The sequence below is a fragment of the Maribacter algae genome (genome assembly GCF_047345745.1).
Lineage (GTDB): Bacteria > Bacteroidota > Bacteroidia > Flavobacteriales > Flavobacteriaceae > Maribacter.
The window spans coordinates 412,837-432,932 of sequence record NZ_JBLFES010000004.1 but is presented as its reverse complement, the minus strand read 5'-3'; the positions used below and the strand labels follow the sequence as shown (position 1 = coordinate 432,932).

General features: G+C 38.2%; 23 protein-coding genes. 11 read left to right on the top strand and 12 right to left on the bottom strand.

All coding sequences use genetic code 11. The features are described 5' to 3' along the window. The first annotated feature begins 158 nt into the window (after positions 1 to 158). The 3 genes from ACKWBX_RS16480 (at position 159) to ACKWBX_RS16470 (ending at position 4,429) form a co-directional block, all read left to right on the top strand. Positions 159 to 1,496 (top strand): amidohydrolase family protein, encoded by a 1,338-nt coding sequence (locus ACKWBX_RS16480; RefSeq protein ID WP_413969821.1) that lies wholly within the window; start codon positions 159 to 161, stop codon positions 1,494 to 1,496. Next, on the top strand, positions 1,477 to 2,142 hold the full coding sequence (trhA, locus tag ACKWBX_RS16475; RefSeq protein ID WP_413969820.1) for a PAQR family membrane homeostasis protein TrhA: 666 nt from the start codon (positions 1,477 to 1,479) through the stop codon (positions 2,140 to 2,142). Before ACKWBX_RS16480 ends, trhA begins: the two co-directional genes overlap by 20 nt. Before the next feature lie 76 nt (positions 2,143 to 2,218). Then, the gene (locus tag ACKWBX_RS16470; RefSeq protein WP_413969819.1) at positions 2,219 to 4,429 is read left to right on the top strand and encodes a DUF7133 domain-containing protein; all 2,211 of its coding nucleotides are present in this window, start codon (positions 2,219 to 2,221) and stop codon (positions 4,427 to 4,429) included. 11 nt (positions 4,430 to 4,440) lie between these two features. On the opposite strand, the gene ACKWBX_RS16465 is transcribed toward ACKWBX_RS16470, so the two are convergent. Both ACKWBX_RS16465 and ACKWBX_RS16460 read right to left on the bottom strand, forming a co-directional pair. Next, positions 4,441 to 4,866 (bottom strand): DUF4268 domain-containing protein, encoded by a 426-nt coding sequence (locus ACKWBX_RS16465; protein ID WP_413969818.1) that lies wholly within the window; start codon positions 4,864 to 4,866, stop codon positions 4,441 to 4,443. Beyond that, on the bottom strand, positions 4,867 to 5,538 hold the full coding sequence (locus ACKWBX_RS16460; RefSeq protein ID WP_413969817.1) for a ZIP family metal transporter: 672 nt from the start codon (positions 5,536 to 5,538) through the stop codon (positions 4,867 to 4,869). Between the two features lie 90 nt (positions 5,539 to 5,628). Here ACKWBX_RS16460 and ACKWBX_RS16455 point away from each other — a divergent pair, with 90 nt between their 5' ends. Together ACKWBX_RS16455 and ACKWBX_RS16450 are read left to right on the top strand one after the other, a co-directional pair. Continuing rightward, positions 5,629 to 6,810, top strand: coding sequence for a THUMP domain-containing class I SAM-dependent RNA methyltransferase (locus ACKWBX_RS16455; RefSeq protein WP_413969816.1), 1,182 nt, complete (start codon positions 5,629 to 5,631; stop codon positions 6,808 to 6,810). A gap of 4 nt (positions 6,811 to 6,814) precedes the next feature. Next, positions 6,815 to 7,045, top strand: a complete 231-nt coding sequence (locus tag ACKWBX_RS16450; RefSeq protein ID WP_413969815.1) for a hypothetical protein — start codon at positions 6,815 to 6,817, stop codon at positions 7,043 to 7,045. Positions 7,046 to 7,052: 7 nt separating this feature from the next. Here the strand turns inward: ACKWBX_RS16450 and ACKWBX_RS16445 are convergent, their stop codons facing one another. Genes ACKWBX_RS16445 through rlmD form a run of 3 tightly spaced genes read right to left on the bottom strand, consistent with a single transcriptional unit; the run spans position 7,053 to position 9,712 of the window. Continuing rightward, positions 7,053 to 7,817: a DUF6048 family protein gene (locus ACKWBX_RS16445; protein ID WP_413969814.1), complete on the bottom strand. Its 765-nt coding sequence runs from the start codon at positions 7,815 to 7,817 to the stop codon at positions 7,053 to 7,055. Next, positions 7,798 to 8,298, bottom strand: a complete 501-nt coding sequence (locus tag ACKWBX_RS16440) for a DUF6452 family protein (protein ID WP_413969813.1) — start codon at positions 8,296 to 8,298, stop codon at positions 7,798 to 7,800. Before ACKWBX_RS16440 ends, ACKWBX_RS16445 begins: the two co-directional genes overlap by 20 nt. 4 nt (positions 8,299 to 8,302) lie before the next feature. Further along, positions 8,303 to 9,712, bottom strand: a complete 1,410-nt coding sequence (gene rlmD / locus ACKWBX_RS16435) for a 23S rRNA (uracil(1939)-C(5))-methyltransferase RlmD (protein WP_413969812.1) — start codon at positions 9,710 to 9,712, stop codon at positions 8,303 to 8,305. A gap of 135 nt (positions 9,713 to 9,847) precedes the next feature. On the opposite strand from rlmD, the gene ACKWBX_RS16430 reads away from it, so the two are divergent. The 4 genes from ACKWBX_RS16430 (at position 9,848) to rocD (ending at position 12,580) form a co-directional block, all read left to right on the top strand. Then, the gene (locus ACKWBX_RS16430; RefSeq protein WP_413969811.1) at positions 9,848 to 10,180 is read left to right on the top strand and encodes a DUF3291 domain-containing protein; all 333 of its coding nucleotides are present in this window, start codon (positions 9,848 to 9,850) and stop codon (positions 10,178 to 10,180) included. Positions 10,181 to 10,205: 25 nt separating this feature from the next. Next, positions 10,206 to 10,742 (top strand): RNA polymerase sigma factor, encoded by a 537-nt coding sequence (locus tag ACKWBX_RS16425; RefSeq protein WP_413969810.1) that lies wholly within the window; start codon positions 10,206 to 10,208, stop codon positions 10,740 to 10,742. Between the two features lie 3 nt (positions 10,743 to 10,745). Then, a complete protein-coding gene (locus ACKWBX_RS16420) occupies positions 10,746 to 11,132 on the top strand; it encodes a DUF6768 family protein (RefSeq protein WP_413969809.1) in 387 nt (128 codons plus the stop codon). 170 nt (positions 11,133 to 11,302) lie between these two features. Beyond that, a complete protein-coding gene (gene rocD, locus ACKWBX_RS16415; RefSeq protein WP_413969808.1) occupies positions 11,303 to 12,580 on the top strand; it encodes an ornithine--oxo-acid transaminase in 1,278 nt (425 codons plus the stop codon). 76 nt (positions 12,581 to 12,656) lie between these two features. Here the strand turns inward: rocD and ACKWBX_RS16410 are convergent, their stop codons facing one another. From ACKWBX_RS16410 to ACKWBX_RS16400, 3 genes are read right to left on the bottom strand one after another with little or no spacing between them, the layout of a single operon-like run. After that, positions 12,657 to 12,965 (bottom strand): CCC motif membrane protein, encoded by a 309-nt coding sequence (locus ACKWBX_RS16410; RefSeq protein ID WP_413969807.1) that lies wholly within the window; start codon positions 12,963 to 12,965, stop codon positions 12,657 to 12,659. Positions 12,966 to 12,970: 5 nt separating this feature from the next. Then, positions 12,971 to 13,294 carry a CCC motif membrane protein gene (locus ACKWBX_RS16405; RefSeq protein WP_413969806.1) on the bottom strand — a complete coding sequence of 108 codons (324 nt, stop codon included), beginning with the start codon at positions 13,292 to 13,294 and terminating at the stop codon, positions 12,971 to 12,973. A 12-nt stretch (positions 13,295 to 13,306) separates the two neighbouring features. Then, positions 13,307 to 13,612, bottom strand: coding sequence for a DUF2752 domain-containing protein (locus ACKWBX_RS16400; protein WP_413969805.1), 306 nt, complete (start codon positions 13,610 to 13,612; stop codon positions 13,307 to 13,309). A 58-nt stretch (positions 13,613 to 13,670) separates the two neighbouring features. Between ACKWBX_RS16400 and ACKWBX_RS16395 the strand changes: the two genes are divergently transcribed. After that, entirely contained in the window at positions 13,671 to 14,222 is a 552-nt protein-coding gene (locus ACKWBX_RS16395; RefSeq protein ID WP_413969804.1) for a Smr/MutS family protein, read from the top strand. Here ACKWBX_RS16395 and ACKWBX_RS16390 read toward each other — a convergent pair. Next, on the bottom strand, positions 14,219 to 14,716 hold the full coding sequence (locus tag ACKWBX_RS16390; protein WP_413969803.1) for a hypothetical protein: 498 nt from the start codon (positions 14,714 to 14,716) through the stop codon (positions 14,219 to 14,221). The genes ACKWBX_RS16395 and ACKWBX_RS16390 overlap by 4 nt on opposite strands. Positions 14,717 to 14,830: 114 nt before the next feature. On the opposite strand from ACKWBX_RS16390, the gene ACKWBX_RS16385 reads away from it, so the two are divergent. Next, on the top strand, positions 14,831 to 15,979 hold the full coding sequence (locus ACKWBX_RS16385) for a cysteine desulfurase family protein (RefSeq protein ID WP_413969802.1): 1,149 nt from the start codon (positions 14,831 to 14,833) through the stop codon (positions 15,977 to 15,979). A gap of 71 nt (positions 15,980 to 16,050) precedes the next feature. Here the strand turns inward: ACKWBX_RS16385 and ACKWBX_RS16380 are convergent, their stop codons facing one another. The 3 genes from ACKWBX_RS16380 to ACKWBX_RS16370 are packed head-to-tail and all read right to left on the bottom strand — an operon-like array spanning position 16,051 to position 20,094. Next, the gene (locus ACKWBX_RS16380; RefSeq protein ID WP_413969801.1) at positions 16,051 to 16,920 is read right to left on the bottom strand and encodes a family 16 glycosylhydrolase; all 870 of its coding nucleotides are present in this window, start codon (positions 16,918 to 16,920) and stop codon (positions 16,051 to 16,053) included. A 46-nt stretch (positions 16,921 to 16,966) separates the two neighbouring features. Next, entirely contained in the window at positions 16,967 to 17,620 is a 654-nt protein-coding gene (locus tag ACKWBX_RS16375) for a hypothetical protein (RefSeq protein WP_413969800.1), read from the bottom strand. 8 nt (positions 17,621 to 17,628) lie between these two features. After that, entirely contained in the window at positions 17,629 to 20,094 is a 2,466-nt protein-coding gene (locus tag ACKWBX_RS16370; RefSeq protein ID WP_413969799.1) for a carboxypeptidase-like regulatory domain-containing protein, read from the bottom strand. Positions 20,095 to 20,096: the final 2 nt, after the last annotated feature.

Below are 20,096 nucleotides of genomic sequence, written 5' to 3'. Positions count from 1 at the left end.
CTTATTCGGGGCCCCTTCACGTTACGTGGGGGGGCCTTTTTTTGTTTGCGTACCGCCCGGGGCGGAAGGCCCGCGCGAACCGGCCGCTACCCTTTCCAGGGGAACAAAAGGAGTGTGGGGAAGACTATTTTAGTATCTTTATGAAAACCTTTTGAACCATGAGAAAATATTTTTCCTCTTGTATCTTTTTACTAGTGTCAATTGCAGTATTTCCACAAAATCAAAATATAAAGGCCTTGGTTGGCGGCACATTGATTGACGGGTATGGCTCCAAACCTATTAAAAATAGTGTGATTGTCATTGAAGGAGAAAAAATATTGGCTGTGGGAACTGAAGATACCTTAAAAATACCTGAAGGTGCAGAAATAATTTCAACCGAAGGGATGAGCGTTCTTCCCGGGTTATGGGATATGCACGTACATACCATGATTAATGGTCATGCGGATTATGCTTATTGGGATAAGACCTATCCACCTCTTTTTGAGGATGTCATTATGCCCTCTTCAGCACATCAATTGTTGATGGCCGGTGTTACCAGTGCTAGGGATTTGGGTGGTCCTTTAGAAGAAAGTATAACGGTTAGGGATGCTATAAATAATGGTGAAATTCCCGGAGCTACTTTATATGTATCTGGACCTTTTATTCAAAAAAAGCCTTATCCCGGCACGGAAGATTTCAGGTGGGGCGTGAATGGGGCTGAAGATGGCCGAAAGAAAATTAGGAAATTGGCAAAGGCCGGTGTCAATGTCATCAAGCTTATCGACCAAGACCAAATGACGATGGAAGAGCTAAAGGCGATTGTAGACGAGGCGCATAAGAATAACTTAAAAGTGGTGGCACATGGTCATCGCCCTGAGGAAATCCGCCGGGGGTTGCAAGTGGGTACCGATTGTTTTGAACATACCGGTCTTTCATCGGCCCCAAGATATCCTGATGATATTATGGAAATGATTAAAGAGCGTACCGCAGATATGAGTCAAGGCCCCTTGTTTTGGTGTCCGACGGTAGAGGGACTATACAACTATGAGTACCTACGCGATAATCCCGAAAAATTGGATAATGATTCTTGGCATCGAGGACTTCCCGATAGTGTCATTGTAGATATTAAAAAGAGTTTTCAACACCCCGATAGGTTGCCTTATTTTCAATTGACTCCCTCAAGAAAACCGACTTTAGAAACTAAAGTAAAACAATTGTTAAACGCGGGAGTAGTGTTGTTGGTAGGTACGGATAGTGGTATTCCTATGAAGTTTCATAGTCAATCTACATGGAACGAACTGGATGTTTGGGTAAATGAATTTGGGATAGATCCAATGTATGCCATAAGAGGAGCAACGTACTGGCCCGCATTATGGATGGGCGTTGCCGATGAAGTCGGAACGGTAACTCCAGGAAAATATGCGGATATCATAGCGGTAAAGGGAGATGTTTTAAGATATATAAATCTATTGGAAGACGTAGACTTGGTCATTAAACATGGCAAACAGTACAAATAGGCTACAAGGCTCAATGTCATCAGTAACCTATTCACGCAAAGAAGAGTTTTGGAATGCTTCTTCTCACCTATTAGGAGCTTTTTTTGCATTTTTCGGTTTATTTATTTTATTAAATGAAAATACAAATAAGACCGAATTTGCCAAGGTTAGCATTCTTATCTATAGCATCACACTGATCTCCATGCTATTGGTTTCCGGATTGTACCATTCGGTCAAAAATGAAAGACTAAAACGAAAACTTCGGGTTTTAGATCATATAAACATATATTTTTTAATTGCCGGAACGTACACTCCAGTGTCCTTGATTACTCTATTGAGAGGAAGCGGATGGACAATTTTCTACACTGTGTGGATTATTGCCCTTTTGGGTACTTTATTTAAAATTTTTAATACAGGTAGATTTGAGTTTGTCTCTCTTTTGCTTTATGTGGTCATGGGGTGGTTAATCGTTATTGATTTTGACAACTTAACGGACTATGTTACTTCATCTGGTCTGAAATTATTGTTTTCAGGAGGTTTGTTCTACACGTTGGGAATTATTTTCTATGCATGGGAAAGAGTTCCTTTTAACCATTTTATTTGGCATCTTTTTGTTTTAGGTGGAGCAATTTGTCATTGGTTTTTAATTTATTCCATTGTTAGTTAATGTCATTATAGTTCTGAATCAGTTTTGATTAGTATTTTTAGATTTTGCTGCTTATACCAAATAATTAAGGTCAATAATGAAGATTACCACAAGTTTACTTTTATTCATTTTTTTTATCGCTTGTAAACCATCCTACGAAGAAACTATAGTTTCTTTAGAGAATTATAAGGTAGAAGACGGATTTCAATTAAAGGCCATTGCAGCAGAACCGCTTTTAAAAGCCCCTGTAGCCATGGATTTTGATGATGCTGGCCGAATATGGGTCGCTGAAATGCCCAGTTATATGTCCAATTTAGAAGGAAGGGGAGAGACAGATGCTACGGGTAGTATTAAAATTCTTGAAGATTTGGATAATGATGGTATTATGGACCATGCTAAAATATTTTTGGATAGTTTGGTTTTGCCAAGAGCCTTAGCCCATGTTTATGGAGGTCTTCTTTATGCCGAGCCGCCGTATCTCTATTTTGTTGAAATAAAAGATGATAAGCCGTACAACCGTGTCGTGGTAGATTCCCTGTATGCTTCACAAGGAAATCCTGAGCATCAACCTAATGGGCTTTTGCTGAATATTGATAATTGGATTTATAATGCTAAATCTAATTTTAGGTACCGAAAAAAAAACGGTATATGGTTAAAAGAACCTACTACTTTTAGAGGTCAATGGGGAATTACCCATGATAATTTTGGAAGGTTATATTATAACGATAATTCAAGACAACTATTAGGTGACCATGTTTTGCCCAACAGATTGACGAGAAACGAATTTTTTGCTCCCAATAAAAGTGTGGACGAATTATTGACAAAAGACCAACGGGTGTATCCGTTGAAAAAATCTTTGGTTAATAGAGGTTATGCAGATGGGATTTTAAACCGGGACAGTATGTTGGTAAATGTTACCGCTGCCTGTAGTCCTTTGGTATATAGGGGCGCAATTTTCCTAAAGGAATATAATGAAAACGTATTTGTCTGTATTCCTGAGGTCAATGGAATTAAACGAAACATTTTAACTTTTCATGGCGATAGCACATCCGCAAGACAAGCTTGGGAAGGAAAGGAGTTTTTGTCTTCCGAAGATGATGGGTTTCGTCCTGTAAGTTTATATAATAGTCCAGATGGGAGTATGTTCATTGTAGATATGCATCGAGGAGTCATTGGACATCACGCGTATCTAAGTCCCTATTTTAAGAAAAAAGTAAAAGAAACTCAAATAGATACCATTGTCGATTATGGAAGAATTTTAAAAGTATTTCCTGTTGAAGAAAAATTAGCGCCCATCCCAGAATTGAACAGTGCAAATAATGAAGATTTAATGAAGCTACTATCCCATTCTAATGGTTGGGTAAGGGATAGGGCACAACATTTACTCCTTACAAGAGGCGATAAAGAGATTATTCCAGAATTAAAAGACTTAGTAAAGAATAGCGAAAAACCTTTAGTTCAGCTACATACATTATACGTTCTTGAGGATTTTGATGCCTTATCTTTTGAATTACTAATACACGTTGCTCAAGAGAGCAATGCTCAGGTGACGGCCCACGCAATCGTACTTTTGGAGAAATATGTTTCCTTGGCGCATAGTGAAGCCGTGGGTAAATTGTTCGATCAGCTATTAAGGCGTGATAATGCAACTATCAATTTATATCTGAGCAGTACTATAGGAAGGTGGTTTAGTACTTCCGAAGCTATTTTTAAACCAATATTGGACGAATTAAGTACTTCGTATACGACTAATATTGTTCAGAGAGAAGCTTTTTTAAGCGGTCTGAATCCTACTCAAGATTTTGACTACATTTTACCGGTAGTAAATTTAGATGAGGACTTGAAAGTATTAAAAGAAAATATTTTAGCCGGAAATAAAAATCCCATTTATACCAGTAAAACTTTATCAGAAGATAATAGAACAACCGGAGCTAGGCTATTTAGGCAAATATGTGCCGCTTGCCACGGTATCAATGGAGATGGAATAGAAGGGCTTGCACCTCCCTTGAACAAATCGGAATATATGGAAAAACCTTTGGAGCGTTTAGGGTTGATTTTACTTCACGGTCTTTCGGGACCTGTGCACGTAAACGGAAAACTATATGAAATAAATCAGGCCATGCCGGGCCTTATCGCCAATGAAAGTATTACCGATCAGGATATTTCCGATATTATTTCATATGTAACCAACGCATTTTCCGACACCCCAAGAGGACTTTCTTTCGAGAAAATTCGGGAACTGCGATTAAAGAAATCTAAAGGAGGAGGAGAATTTACGGAAGAAGAGCTTTTGGAACTTTTTCCTTAGCATACTTGTTTTCAAGAAATAAGTATGTCCCGATATTCTAAAAAGAAGGCTTCAAAAAGTTTCATATGAACCTTAAAAAAAGCCATCGTATCACGCCAGGTATTTTTGTTATGGATAGAAACTTCAAGTTTTTCGACGTATATTCTAGAAATCTCTTTCTTATTTTCCAAAATATAGTATTCTTCAAAAATAGCATTGGCAAGATATTCATCAAGTAATATCGATTTTAAGGAAATCAATTTTTCCCAAAGATGAATGCGCTGCTCCAGTTCTCCTTCAATATCCAAAGAAACCCTTGCCGCTTTCAAACCAAAGTAAAATTTGAACGATAATCCCTTAATTTTGGTTTTATATAGAATCCACTTTTTAGGATAGGATTTTCCAAAGGCTATCCAGAATTCCTCACGTAGTTTACGGGATTCCTCTTTATTGAACATTTATAAAAAATAGGCGATTATGATTCCTAAAATGATAACGACCAGTTTTCTTAAATTAAACTTATGTCCTTCGGAGCTTTCAAATAAAATAACCGTAGAAATATGAAAGAATACACCAATGACCAATGCATTGATTTGAGTGATGTATTCAGAAAGAAAATTAATATTATTCGCTAAAAAGCTTCCTAAAGGGGTCATCAACGCAAAAGCAATAATAAAGAGAACCGTGCGCTGCAATTTCAATTTTGAGCCTAAAAGAAATATGGACAAGATGATAGCAATAGGAATTTTATGGATTAGAATACCGTAAATAATAGTATTGTTGTTATAAACGGGAAAACCCTCTAACAGCGAATGAATGGAGAGACTAATGAACAATAACCATGGGAAACTAGAACTATCGCTTGATAAATGAACGTGACCGTGTTCCGCACCTTTGGAGAAAAACTCCAAAAAGATTTGAAGTAAAATACCGGACATGATAAAGATACCAACGGTTTTGGGATTTGAGTTTTCGTATACTTTCGGTAACAATTCAAAAATGGTAAGTGCCAATAAAAAAGTGCCGCTGAAAGCTAACAATAATTTAAAGTGCTCCTTTTTGTTAGGTTTTACCAGAAATACAAAGACAAAACTGAGAAGTACCCCAAGAATGGGCAAGATATAACTCATTAAGAAGGGTTATCGGTGGTTGTATAATCTAGAGATTTGCCTCTACGGCTTCAAAATTAACGTATTTTTGCGGTATGTTAAAAATAGCCCATGGGGAATAATTTTAAAATGATCGCCAAGACCCTTTTCGGTTTTGAGGAACTATTGGCCAAGGAACTGCGGAACCTTGGTGCAGGCAATGTAAAAGAGGGTGTTAGGAACGTTGCTTTTGAGGGTGACCTAGGGTTTATGTACAAGGCAAATCTTTGCCTTAGAACTGCCATTAAGATTATTAAGCCTATACAATCTTTCCCGGTTAGGAATGAAAATGATTTGTACCGAAAAATTTATCATATGGATTGGTTCGAGTATCTTTCCGTTGATACCACATTCGCTATTGACGCTACGGTAAAATCCGATAATTTCTCACATTCGCTCTACGTTTCCCAAAAAACCAAGGATGCGATAGTAGATAAATTTAGGGATACGGACGGGAAAAGACCTAACGTAGATGTGAAACATCCGGATTTACGGATCAATGTTCATATTCATAAAGAAACCTGTAATGTATCGTTGGATAGTTCAGGAAGCTCGCTTCATCACAGAGGGTATAGAATTTCTACGAATATTGCGCCGATCAACGAGGTTTTGGCGGCAGGACTCCTATTGTTGAGCGGATGGGACGGTCAATGCGATTTTCTTGACCCTATGTGCGGGAGTGGAACCATGTTAACAGAAGCGGCCATGATTGCCTGCAATATCCCGGCAAATATTAATAGAAAAGGTTTCGCTTTTGAAAAATGGACAGACTTTGATGAGGCACTTTATGAAAAGATTATAGCGGCAAGTTTAAAGAAAACTAGAGAATTTCATCATATGATTATCGGAATGGACAAAGCTCCTTCTGCCATCCGTAAAGCTCAAGAAAATATAGACAATGCCAATTTAACCGACTATATCACGCTAAAAAGGGCCAATTTTTTTAAAACAACAAAAGAAACGGAAGGTCCGCTTCATATGGTTTTTAATCCTCCATATGGGGAACGCCTAGACCGTTCCGATTTGGATTCCGATTTTGATGTGGAAGAATTTTATGCGAATATCGGTGATACGTTAAAACAGGAATATCCGGGAACCAATGCTTGGTTTATTACTTCAAACTTACATGCTTTAAAATTTGTAGGGTTAAGACCTTCTAGAAAAATTAAAGTATTTAACAGTCATCTGGAGTCTCGCTTGGTCAAGTATGAAATGTATGAAGGGAGCAAAAAAGCAAAATTTCAAAAAAGTTAAAGATATGTTGCCAAAGAATAAGGCCTTGCTTTTTAATTTTATTTCTTTTGTGTCTATTTTTCTCGTAATACGATTTTCATTAAGTTATTTATTCGATTTAAAACGAATTGTTTTGGTGTTGATCGCTGCCGTTTCCGCCACCACTTTATCACCAAAATTTGCAGCTGTAAAAACGAAAGAGGGTGAAAAACTATTCGTAAAATGGATATTCCGTAAGGGAGTGAAAGAAATTTAAATGATGCTTACTGGTTTTCCTCCTCCAAGGTTTCTATTTTTTTCTTCACTTTTTTTCGCTTCTTGTATAAGGGCAAAAAGTAGGAAATGGAATAGTTGTAACCTACACCAAATTTACTATTATCGGTTACTTTGTTGAAGCCGGGAATGAACAAGTCTGGAAAACGTTCCTCCTTACTTGGATTCGTCAATAAAAAACCAAGACGAACGCTGGCTCCTAGAAAAATATTGGCGAACAGCTCCACCTTTGTTCCAAAAACACCTTCTAACCAAAAGGCGCTTCTTCCTGAGAATTCTTCGGCAATATCCGAACCCTGCCCAAAACCATCGGGATTCCAATATCGGTTGGAATCAAAAATTTGATAGTTGTTCAAGGTTTGGCTATGCGCGCTATACGCTAACCTACCGCCCATAAAAATGGAGTTTTGTTCCCCGTACCAGTTAGCATAGGTATTCTTGTCCACTCCCACCTTTACGTAGCTTCCGGAAGAGGTGAAATTATAAAGGTCCTCTTGTCTTGTTTTTTCTTCGGTTCCCAATTCTGCGGCTAGATATAGGTTTTGCGTGAGCCTATAATCCGCAACGATTTCAAGGCCCCTATAATTTTCGTCCAATTGCCCGGTGACGATTCTGCTTAAATCTATACCTGCTCTTATGCCATAGGATTGTTTGTACACAACGGTATCCTTGGGTTGGGTGTCTATAGGTTTGCTCTGCCCAAGTACCGTTCCCAGATTCAGTAGAAAAAATAGGCTAGTGATAAATCTTAACATGAGTAGAATCTGAGTTAGTATTAGTAACTGTAGCACGTGCTATTTCAATAGATTGAATCCAATTGTCCGTATCTGTCTCTGCATTGGCCTCTAAATTTTCATAACTAATAACAAAACCGCAGGCTCTTGATACAAAACCCTCCATTCGTGTATAAGAAACGGTCAGTGTATCCGTATTTCCGGTATCGGGTTCTCCGTCAGAATCTTGGATGAAAATAAAACGGGTAACATCCTCATCTGTTTTTAAGGGAATCATTATGGATTCTAAATTAGAACGATCCGTAAAGGTGTTAACGGTCGTTGTTTGCCCAATACCGACAACTCGCAGAGCGGCAACTTCTTTCGCTGTCGAGTCGGTCGCGTCTAAAAATTCAATAACCAAAAGAGGGGTATCTCCATCAACACAAATGTCATCTTTTTCGCAAGCTGAAATACCAACAAGGATTAACAATATTAAAATGCTGGCACTAATCTTTTTCATACGACTATTTCTTTTCTAAAAGTACAACATTTTCTACGTGGTGGGTTTGTGGAAACATATCTACAGGTTGTATTTTTGTTACCTTATATAGCGCTTTCATCAGCTCCAAATCCCTGGCTTGGGTCGCACTATTACAACTTACATATACTATTTTTTCCGGTGCGATGTTTAGAATTTGAGACACTACATCCTTGTGCATACCATCGCGTGGAGGGTCTGTGATAATAAGATCCGGGATACCATTTTCAGCAATAAAGTCTTCGTTGAATACATTTTTCATATCTCCCGCGAAAAAGTCAACGTTTACTATATTATTTCGTTCAGCATTTGCCTTGGCGTCCAAAATAGCCTCAGGAACAGATTCTATACCAACAACCTTTTTTGCTTTTTTGGCCACGAATTGCGCAATAGTCCCTGTGCCCGTATATAAATCATAGACCAACTCGTTTCCTTTTAGGCCGGCAAAGTCTCTCGTAATTTTATAGAGCTCATACGCTTGGTCAGAGTTGGTTTGATAAAACGATTTTGCGGTTATCTTAAACTGGAGCCCTTCCATCTCCTCGAAAATATGGTCTCGGCCAGAAAAACAATTTACTTCTTGGTCGTAAATGGTATCGTTCTGTTTTTGATTGACAACATATAATAAGGCCGTTATTTCTGGAAATGTTTCTTTAAGGTGATTTAGAAGCAATTGTCGTTTTTCGGCAGCATCTTCATAAAATTGTATCAACACCATAATTTCACCAATAGATGATGTACGGATCATAAGGGTACGCAGCATTCCTGTTTGGTGTCTCGGGTTGAAAAATGTTAATCCATTTTTTAAGGAAAATGCTTTCGTTTCCAGACGGATAGCGTTGGATGGGTCTTGCTGTAGATGGCATTTTTTGATGTCAAGAATCTTGTCCCACATGCCCGGAATATGAAATCCCAACGCACTTTTATCCTCAATTTCCTCATCGGAATTTATTTCATCCAAAGTCAGCCAACGGCTGTCCGAAAATGAGAATTCCATTTTGTTACGATAAAAGTATTGTTTTTCGGAGCCTTTTATAGGAGTGATTTCGGGAAGGTCCAAATGACCGATACGCAACAGATTGTTCACGACTTCTTTTTGCTTGTAAAATAGCTGGTGTTCGTAGCCCATATCTTGCCATTTACATCCGCCACAAGTGCCAAAATGTTCGCAAACAGGAGTAACGCGTTTATCGGAAAGGGAATGGAATTTAGTAGCTATACCTTCAAAATAGGCCTTTCTTTTTTTTGTAGTCTGTACATCTACAACATCTCCGGGAACAGTGTTGGTCAGGAAAATCACGCGACCGTCAGGGACTTTGCCAATGGTCTTGCCTTTTGCCCCGGCATCTATTACTTCTACCTTTTCAAAGACCTGCCTCCTGTTCTTTCTTCGCATTGGGCAAAAATAGGAATTGGATTGTATTTATTCGGTTAACTTTAGTAGGAATAACAATAATTTAAGGAAAAAATGAACCTTTTTGGTTTTAGCACGTCTTTAAAATAGAATCACATTTATATCTATAATCAATATATGAAAGCTACTATAACATCAATTGAATTAAAAGGACCATTCCAGTTTTTTATGTTATCGCTTATGGCCAGAAAAGTAATGAAACAACTTAAAACCACCGATCATATCGATTTTAAAAATAAAGGATTTTGGACAAAGCATTATACCATGACTTTATGGGAATCCGAGGATGAAATGAAAAAGTTTGCCCGTAGTGGCGCTCATAAAGAAGTTATGGTAAATAGTGGGCAGATTGCCAAACAAATAAGAACTGTTACAATTGATGCGGAAACCTTACCCTCATGGTCTGTTGCCAAGCAGTTATTGATGGAGGGGAAAACCATTAACTTTTAAATAAAACCATTGCCCTTAAAACAGTATGAACGATTCCGGTAAAATACTTGACGGACTTTTGGTATTGCAGCATCGTTCTGGATCAAAAAAAGCACTAGGGTTGTTGGTGAAGAAGTATCATGAAAAGTTATGTAAGCATTCTTATTGGTACACTAAAGATATCGATGCTTCAAAAGATGTTGTTCAAGATTGTTGGCGTATTATTCTAAGCAAGATCAATACGCTAAAAGATCCTAATCTTTTTGGAAGTTGGGCTTTTAGAATAGTCACTAGAAAATCATTGGACCATGCCAATAAAAAATATAAGGAGTCAGAAAGATTACAAGCTTATTATGCAAATAATAATTCTATGGACACTTCCGAAGATCAAGAAGTAGCAGTAGAAAAGCTATCTAAAACCATACAATTGTTACCTGAAAACCAGCAAATGGTACTTCGGCTTTTTTACACGGAAAACTATTCCCTGAAGGAGATAAGCACAATTCTAGGCGTGTCCGTAGGTACGGTAAAATCTAGATTATTTCATTCAAGGGAAAAACTGAAAACAATTTTAAAAAAATAGATTATGAAAGAACAAGAGGAAAAAATAGATGAACTTATCAAAGAAGCCTTAAGTGCCGAAGAGGTGAAATTCTATGATGATTTAGGCGAACAGAACTTAATGGAAAAGTTGGCCCAAGTACATAAAGGTAAAACAGGCTGGTTGGCCTCTATAATGATTTTTGTACATCTGATCATTTTCATTGTATTTGTGTATTGCACAATACAATTTCTTAATACAGATGTCACCAACGAGTTGATAAAGTGGTCAGCTGCAGGTTTTCTTTGCATGATTGCCATGGCAATGTTGAAATTGTATATATGGATGCAGTTTGATAAAAACGATATTCTCAGGGAATTAAAAAGATTGGAACTTCAACTATCTGTATTGTCCAACAAAACGGATAAATAACAAGGTTGTCGAAAGCTTCTTTAGGTCATCAAAATATTTAGTAATTTTACAGTTCTACTAAGGATGATTTCTCTCCTACGCTGAATTTTCGTCCCGATAACTATTGGGATTGCGAAAGGATAAAGGTACAGAAGGAATGGTTATTTTATTTTAATTTAAATTTTATTAAAATGGCTGTTTTAGAACAATTAACATCACAGCAAGCAATTGAATTAGAGAACAAGTACGGAGCACACAATTACCACCCATTACCCGTTGTACTTAGCAGGGGAGAAGGTGTTTTTGTATGGGACGTGGAAGGGAAGAAATATTATGATTTTCTTTCTGCCTACTCTGCCGTAAACCAGGGACATTGTCACCCTGAAATTGTGGGGGCAATGGTACATCAAGCAGAAACATTGACCTTAACATCTAGGGCATTTTATAATGATATGTTGGGCAAGTTTGAAAAGTATGCTACGGAAACATTTCACTTTGATAAACTGTTACCCATGAATACGGGCGCAGAAGCTGTTGAAACGGCTTTGAAACTCTGTAGAAAATGGGCTTATGAGAAAAAGGGAATTTCTGAAAACGATGCGGAAATCATAGTTTGTGAAAATAATTTTCACGGGCGTACCACTACTATCATTTCATTTTCCAACGACCCTGTGGCACGCGAGAATTTTGGTCCTTATACAAAGGGATTCCTTAATATAGAATATGATAACCTCAAGGCTTTGGAAGATGCTTTGGATGCTAATAAAAATGTTGCAGGCTTTTTGGTAGAACCCATTCAAGGTGAAGCTGGGGTTTATGTCCCTTCTGAAGGATACTTGAAAGCGGCAAAAGCACTGTGCGAGAAGCACAATGTATTGTTTATAGCGGATGAAGTACAAACCGGAATCGCTAGGACAGGTCGTTTGTTGGCAACATGTGGCAATTGTTCCTGCGCGGACAAACACTGTAGCGGTACTCCTGAAGTAAAACCCGATATATTAATTCTGGGCAAAGCCTTGTCCGGTGGAGCCTATCCGGTTTCGGCCGTTCTGGCCAATGATGAAATCATGGAAGTAATCCGGCCAGGCAATCATGGCAGTACTTTTGGTGGAAACCCAATTGCAGCAGCTGTTGGGATGGCTGCTTTGGAAGTCGTGAAAAACGAGGAATTGGCCCAAAATGCTTATGAACTGGGCGAACTTTTCCGCTCGGAACTGAACAAATTTATACCGGAAACAGATTTGGTTAAAAGCGTTCGAGGAAAGGGACTTTTAAATGCTATTTTAATCAATGATACTGAGGATAGTTCCACGGCTTGGGATATATGTATGGCATTGAAAGAAAATGGTTTGTTGGCAAAACCCACACATGGTAATATCATCCGTTTTGCACCACCTTTGGTAATGACGAAAGATCAGTTGTTGGATTGTATATCGATTATCATTAAAACACTGAAAGAATTCAGATAAAATGTATTCTATACATGAATAGAAAAGCCCCGTTTCAAATTTTTGAAACGGGGCTTTTTATGATTTACATCATTGCTTATTGAAATCCGTTTTCTTGGGCTATGCCATAAAACATGGCACCAATGACTCCAAAATAAACAATACTCAGGATAAGCATGATAAGCGCCAAAGCTAAACCTATGTAGGAGAGTACACGACCTGTCCTCACATTCTCATAGCCTGTATAGGCGGTGCTATCGGATTGGTACAATTGTTCTGCATTTTTTGCACTGCTCAACCCGATAATGCTAAAAATAGCACCAAAAGGTCCGCAACAGAATATAGTCAGAACTATAGATAAAATTCCGAAAGTCAAGGCATTACTAGCGCCTGGCAATTGTTGCATATCTCTTATTGATATTGTTCGGTCATAGTTTTAATCTGTTCCATATAAGCGTCCCATCCTCCCATTTGGAATATAGAAAAAATAGACCATGCAAAATAAAGAATTCCTAAAACCAAAACGACGATTGAAATAATTTTAGCCGTTTTTAAAGTACTGTAGTTAGAATATCCCTCAGGATTTTCTTTGTATGTTTTTTCATCTTTCGAAGCTAGAAAAAATGCTATTCCTCCAAGTAAAATTCCGGGTAAACCAGCAAAACAGCAACATACGAATCCTAGGATAGACAGTACTATTACAATTGTAACATTAGGTAATTTTTGTTGTTCCATAATAAAGTTGAATTAAATGAATTTTAAAATATAGTTGGTTAAGACCATACCAACAGTGCCTATCATCAGCACTTTGGTTATGATATTTGAAAATTTGATAGAAATAAATTGGTTTAATGCCAAAAACCCAAACAACAACAACATGGGATAAATGGCAGGGTACATTTCAAAAGCAGCCCCAAATTCGCCCTTGACCAGATGTACGAGAGATCTTTGAATGCCACAACCAGGGCAGTCATGACCAAATAATTTCTTTGAGAAACATGGTAGCATGTAATTCTCGATTCCCAAGAAGAAAAATAAAACTATCAATCGCATTTTTTGCTACTGTTAAAGCGGAAAATTACTATTATTTTTGGGTAATTAAAATAAAATTATGGCTGTTTTTGGAATAGGGGATAAGGTAGAGGCCATTGATGACACTATTATCGGAGTCATTACGGCTGTGGATGGCGATACTATAACGATTTTAACTGAAGACGGCTTCCCGTTAGTATTCGAAAAAAGAGAGTTGGTCAAAGTGGAGAACGCCATAGCCGTGACCCATTATGAAGTTGACCAAATAAAAAAAGAGAAGGAGACTCCCAAAAAGCGAAAAGTAGCCCTTCCCAAGGCGAAAGAAAGGAACCTCCCAAAAATGGAAGTAGATCTTCATATTAATCAATTGGTGAAAAATCCTAAACTGCTATCCAATTATGATATGCTCAACCTTCAGTTGGAGACGGCCAAGCGGCAATTGGAGTTTGCCATGTCCAAAAGAATCCAAAAAATAGTTTTTATCCATGGCGTGGGCGAGGGCGTTTTGAAAGAAGAGTTAGGGTATCTCTTCAGAAAATATGACAACCTAAAGTATTATGATGCCGATTACCAGAAATATGGGATGGGTGCTACAGAAGTGTACATTTTTCAGGGTACTCCCAAATATTAAGGAGTTGTGGATACCGACCCAAAATCATTTATGGTCAGGTCGGTAATTCTGCTGCCGTCATTTAAGATAAGTGATATTCCGGATAGACTAATCTCATGTGTAAAGGAGCCATCTTCATTTTCCATGGTATTGATTAGAACCATGCCGTTTTCTGCTACGATTTCCTCCATTACGGTTGGTTCAACAGGTGGTACTTCATCACAGAAATAAGCCGTTGAGACATTATCCGAAAAAATACGATAGGTAACACTCGTTGTGGCCGAGAGTGCATTTTCAGAATTATTCACTTCGTTTTTAAGAAGTCCACTGGCCAATGTCACTATCAATGCCTCGTCCCCATTAATCTTAAAAAGGACGTTCCCTTCCGTAATGGATAGGTCTCCACAAAATTGGGGCGTTTCTATACTATCAAAATCCAAGGTTTCTATTTGAAGGTCGCCATCATCGCATGATAAGAAACCTACAAGAAAAATTAAAAAGAAATATTTTCCCATAATTCAAATTTAAATGAAATAATGGATATCATACCACTAGCATAAATCCATTTAAGGGTAAATTAACTTTATTTGAACTAATTTTGTCCATTGCTAATCTTCAGAAAAGCTATCATGAAAAATGTTTATTTTGATAATGCGGCCACGACTCGGGTACGGGATGAAGTTATTGCCAAAATGCAAGATGCATTGGCAATTTCCTATGGAAACCCTTCCTCTACCCATAGTTTTGGAAGAACGGCTAAATCCGCTATAGAAAGTTCCCGGAAGACCATTGCAAAATATTTAAATGCGCACCCTTCCGAGATTATATTTACTTCCGGTGGTACCGAAGCGGATAACATGATTTTAAGATGTGCTGTCCGTGATTTGGGGGTCAAGACCATCATCACCTCCAAAATAGAACATCATGCGGTATTACATACTGCCGAAGAGCTACATCAAAATGGACAAGTTAAACTGCAATTTGTTGAACTTGATGAATATGGTAATCCTGTTTTGGAGCATTTGGAAAAATTGTTGTTGCTAGATGATTCCAAAAAATTGGTGAGTCTCATGCATATAAATAATGAGATAGGAAATAAAATCGATATAAAAACTATAGCAGGGTTGATTAAAAAATACGGTGCACTTTTCCATTCGGATACGGTACAATCCATTGGCCATTTTGAGTGGGACACCCAAGAAATTCCTATCGATTTTATGGCCGCGGCAGCCCATAAATTTCATGGTCCAAAAGGGATAGGTTTTGCTTTTATCCGTAAGAATTCCGGTTTGGGCGGTTTCATATCAGGAGGTTCCCAAGAGCGCGGATATAGAGCGGGTACGGAATCTTTTCACAATATTATTGGTCTGGCCGAAGCTTTTGTTTTGGCTTACGAAAATTTAAGTGCGGAACGCGATACCGTTTTAGGCCTCAAAAAATATTTTATTGAGCGAATACAAGAGGAAATACCTGATGTGACATTTAATGGATATTCTGGAGACTTGAAAAAAAGCACGTATACGCTGGTGAACGTTTGTTTGCCCGTAAACCCGCAAAAAGCGTTAATGTTGTTGTTTCATTTGGATATAAAAGGTATTGCCTGTTCCAAAGGAAGTGCTTGCCAATCTGGCAGTAACGTAGGTTCTCATGTGCTTTCTGAAATTTTATCGGACGAAGACCTTAAAAAGCCCTCGTTGCGCTTTTCCTTCTCCAAATACAATACAAAGGAAGAGATAGATTATACGGTTTCCGTTCTGAAGGAATTTACGCAGGAGTAATAAATTAATCAAAATTTATTTGATATTACTTCTGATTTCCAAATTGCGTAAGTGCCTGTCACAACAGCTTTTTATTCTTCTATTTCCCACACTCGAAAGTAGTCAACGCGAAATTCCCCATCTAATCTATTGTCGTCCGGTAGGGCTCCGAACCATTTGTTGGATTCGCAATTAAGGTTAATTTCCAACGGTTGATGCCAATGGGTATTTTTTGCCTCCCTGAAAAGAATACCATCTATGTAAAATCTAATGTAATCGGGACTCCATTCCAATCCCCATACATGGTAATCCGCTTGTAGCTCTTCTGGAAAATAGTACTTCTTTGTTCTCGAAAAGTGTTTGTCTACATCCCCTTTGTCTTTAGGAGCTCTAAAAACGTGTATGTTAGAGTTTAAATCATGCCTATTGTAGTATAATCCAGGGGCATTTTCACAAATATCTATCTCTGTCCACCAATCCTTTCCAACATTTGTCATCCAAAATCCAGATACCCATGGCGCATCCATCAGTTTTAATTTTGCTTCAAAATAACCGTATAAAAATTTGTTTTTACTTTTAATGAAACCGGTGGAGTGCGTAAACTCTTCAGGTAGTTTCTCGTCGCCATGTTTATTGACTCTGATAACTAATTCACCATTTTCCAAGCTTACGTTAGAACCATGAAAATAAGTTGGCGGCCTACCTTTCCATCCAGGATTGTTTGGATACCATAACTCTTCGTTAAGCTTATTGCCAGTAAAATCATCCGAATACGCTACCATTTTTTTCCATTGATTCTTATTTTTCTGATCGGATAAAGGAAATTCATCGTTTTGGGCTTTAACAGCTTTATCAAGATTAACTGAATCTACATAATTTTTAGGGGGTATGGTAAGGTCTTGGGCATTGATCGCCATATTGAATAATAGCCCCAATACCAAGAAGAACAGTTTTGAATTCATAGTAATGTTATTTCTATTTTAATGCGCCAATTACTAAAATGAATAGTTATTTGTTCTTGCGGTCTCTCTTTCGTTCTCTTTCATAAGGAAATTTACGAATGGCCAACTTCATCATTTTATCGATGAGGTCCGTAGTGTTTTTACCCGTTTTCTTATTGATTTGTTTTTCGTACTTCCATAACAACTTACCCGTATCTCCGTCACTTATTTTAACACCTATGCGACCATAATCGGAATTTCCGGAAAAATAATCCGTAAAACTGAATTCCGTCGGCACTCCTTTGGACAATAAAATATTTAGGTCTAAAGTACCACTGATGATACCGTCAACATTTAAGATTTCGCTCAGCTGTTTTATGGTGTACACATCAATATTCTGATAATTTATTCCGTTTTGAGCCAAAATAGCCTTGGTGTCCATGGTATTTTGAAAGGCGACCGGAAATTTCTTTTTCTTTTTTCGCTTTGAAAAATAGGTTTCCAGTGCACTTTGTACGGCGTAGCCTTCTTTTTCTTCCAACGCCTTTACATTTTCGGTACCATCATTTTGCCGAAGCTCCAAATTGGCCAAAAATGGCAATATGGCCAATGTTTCATGGTCATTGCTCAATTCATCGAACCTTGGACTTTCGTAAATGTTCTTTTGGGCGTTCAAGGCCAAAGAGGATAATAGTAATAGTAATATGCTCGTTCTAATCATTTTTCGTGTTAAAGCCGCATTTGTAATCTTAAATTCAGCACTCGGGACGTTAAAAAGTTAGGAACGGCAAATTCATTTTTACTATCCACGTCCCTTACCCAGGTATTTGTAATGGAGTTTTGGTTATTGAACAGATTAAAAATTTCAAAACCCAAGCCAAACTCCTCGAAAGGTTGCAACCAGTGTCCTTTGGCAAAAGTTTTATCCTTCCCTGCAAAAATATATGAAATTCCTAAATCGGCCCTTATGTAATCTCTTAATCTATTCTGAAAAAGATAGGGGTCCGCATCACTGGGCGATCCGCCAGGTACACCTGTACTGTATACCAAATTCATATACATTCTTAAATTTGGTATGGTAGGGATATAATCTTGAAAAAGAATGCCCAACTTAAGACGTTGGTCCGTGGGTCTGGGAATGTAGCCTCGATTATCACGGTTTTCCTCGGTCTTAAGAAAACCGATACTTACCCAAGATTCCGTACCAGGAACAAAAGCACCTTGCAGTCTGGCTTCTGCGCCATACACATACGCTTTGGTATTGTTATTTGCCGCATAGCGTATACGAACATCTTCTAAAGTATAGGGATTTACGTTTTGAAGATTCTTATAATATACTTCGCTTAACAACGTAAAAGGGCGTTCCCAGAGCAAAAAACTATATTCATTGCCAATGACAAAATGAAAGGATTTTTGCGCCTTTACCGTTGGGACAATAGTTCCTGTAATGTCCCTCAATTCCCGGTAAAAAGGCGGTTGATGATATATTCCGGTAGACAACCTGAAAAGCATATCTTTTTCCCAATCTGGTTTTATGGCAAATTGTGCCCTTGGACTTATTACGGTTTGGGAAACTTTATCCACACCTGTACCACTGACCGTCCAATGTTGTGCGCGTACTCCTAGATTATAATAGACATCGCTATTGTTCCAAACGGTTTGCGTTCCCATTTGCAGAAAACCGGAAAATCTATTGGTCTTTACGAAATTGGTAGCATCCAATCCTGTAAACGGCACTAAAGGAGCTTCAAAAGGTTCCTCGGGTTGGTTGTTTATAAACACTTCTCTAGGGGGTCTTACCGAAAATCCTGCCGAATCAATAAATTCCGATTCCTGCAATCGGTCCCGTATATCTTCGTGGGTGTATTTTACGCCCCATTCCCATAACGTATTCTTTCTTTTATGCGTTCCCTTGTGTTGCAGATTAAAAATCAATGCATCCAGATCATTTCGGGTTCTATTGAATTGTGAGCCTATACCGCGTGAATTTTGGATTTCTCCCAAGGTTTCGCTTCCTAAATTGCTGTCCACTTCTCCCAATTCATAAGAGGCGATAACATCGGAATACTCTTCTTCGGTAGTGTGATAAATAGAGGAAATAAGTTTTAAGGTGGTATTTTCATTTAAATAATAGTTTCCTTTTAAAGCACCTAATGCTGTACCGTAGCGATTGTTCTCTCTTCCTTCGTAGAAAACGACCAATGCCATGGGGTCGTCTATGGTTCCAAAATTTGTTTGGCGGTTCAACGGCTCGTTCTCATAGTTGTTTACGGAAAGGTTTCCGAGAAAATTAAGATTGAACTTCTTGGAAAATCGATATGTAATATAACTTTGAACATCCGTAAACGATGGAGTGAAATTACTTTGCGTGTCTTGACTGTTGACCAATAACGCATTATTCCGATATCGTACGCCCGAAACACTGCTCATTTTTTTATTTTTTGAAAGGGTTTCAAGGCTGGCACTTGCCCCCAAAAAGCTTAAATCTGCCTGAACGGAAAAATCGGTCGGATTTTTATAAGTAATGTCCAACACAGATGAAAGTCTATCCCCATATTTTGCTTGGAACCCTCCCGGCGAAAATTTTACATCTTGAACCAAATTACTGTTTACAAAACTCAAACCCTCCTGTTGAGCGGAACGAATCAAAAAAGGGCGATATACCTCTATTTCATTTACATAGACGAGATTTTCGTCATAGTTGCCTCCGCGTACAGAATATTGTGTGCTAAGTTCATTGTTGGAAGATACCCCCGGAAGCAATTTTAATATATTTTCTACGCCGGCATTGGCTCCTGGAATTTTACGTATACTTTCCGGTGAAACGGATAAAATGCCACTCGTTTCCTTTTCTCCTCTGGGAGATACCGTTACACCGGCCACCTGAATGGCATCGGTCTTTAGAATAGGATTAAATTCATAGGTTTCGTTCGTAGAAAGAAGGAGTTTTTCCAGTACCACATCTTTATGCCCCAAGTGCGAAAATATGACCGTAGTTTCCGTATCCGCGATGATTCGTAAAAGATAAAATCCGTTTTCATCCGTGGAAACGCCTATTTTTCCGGAAGTTATATTCACATTTGGCAAAGGTTTGTTCTCAGTATCGAACACAACACCGGTAATAGCTGCGGTCTGCGCCAAACCGTTAGCTTGGCACAACAGGATAAAAAGGAAAAGAGCCTTGCAAAATTTCAAAC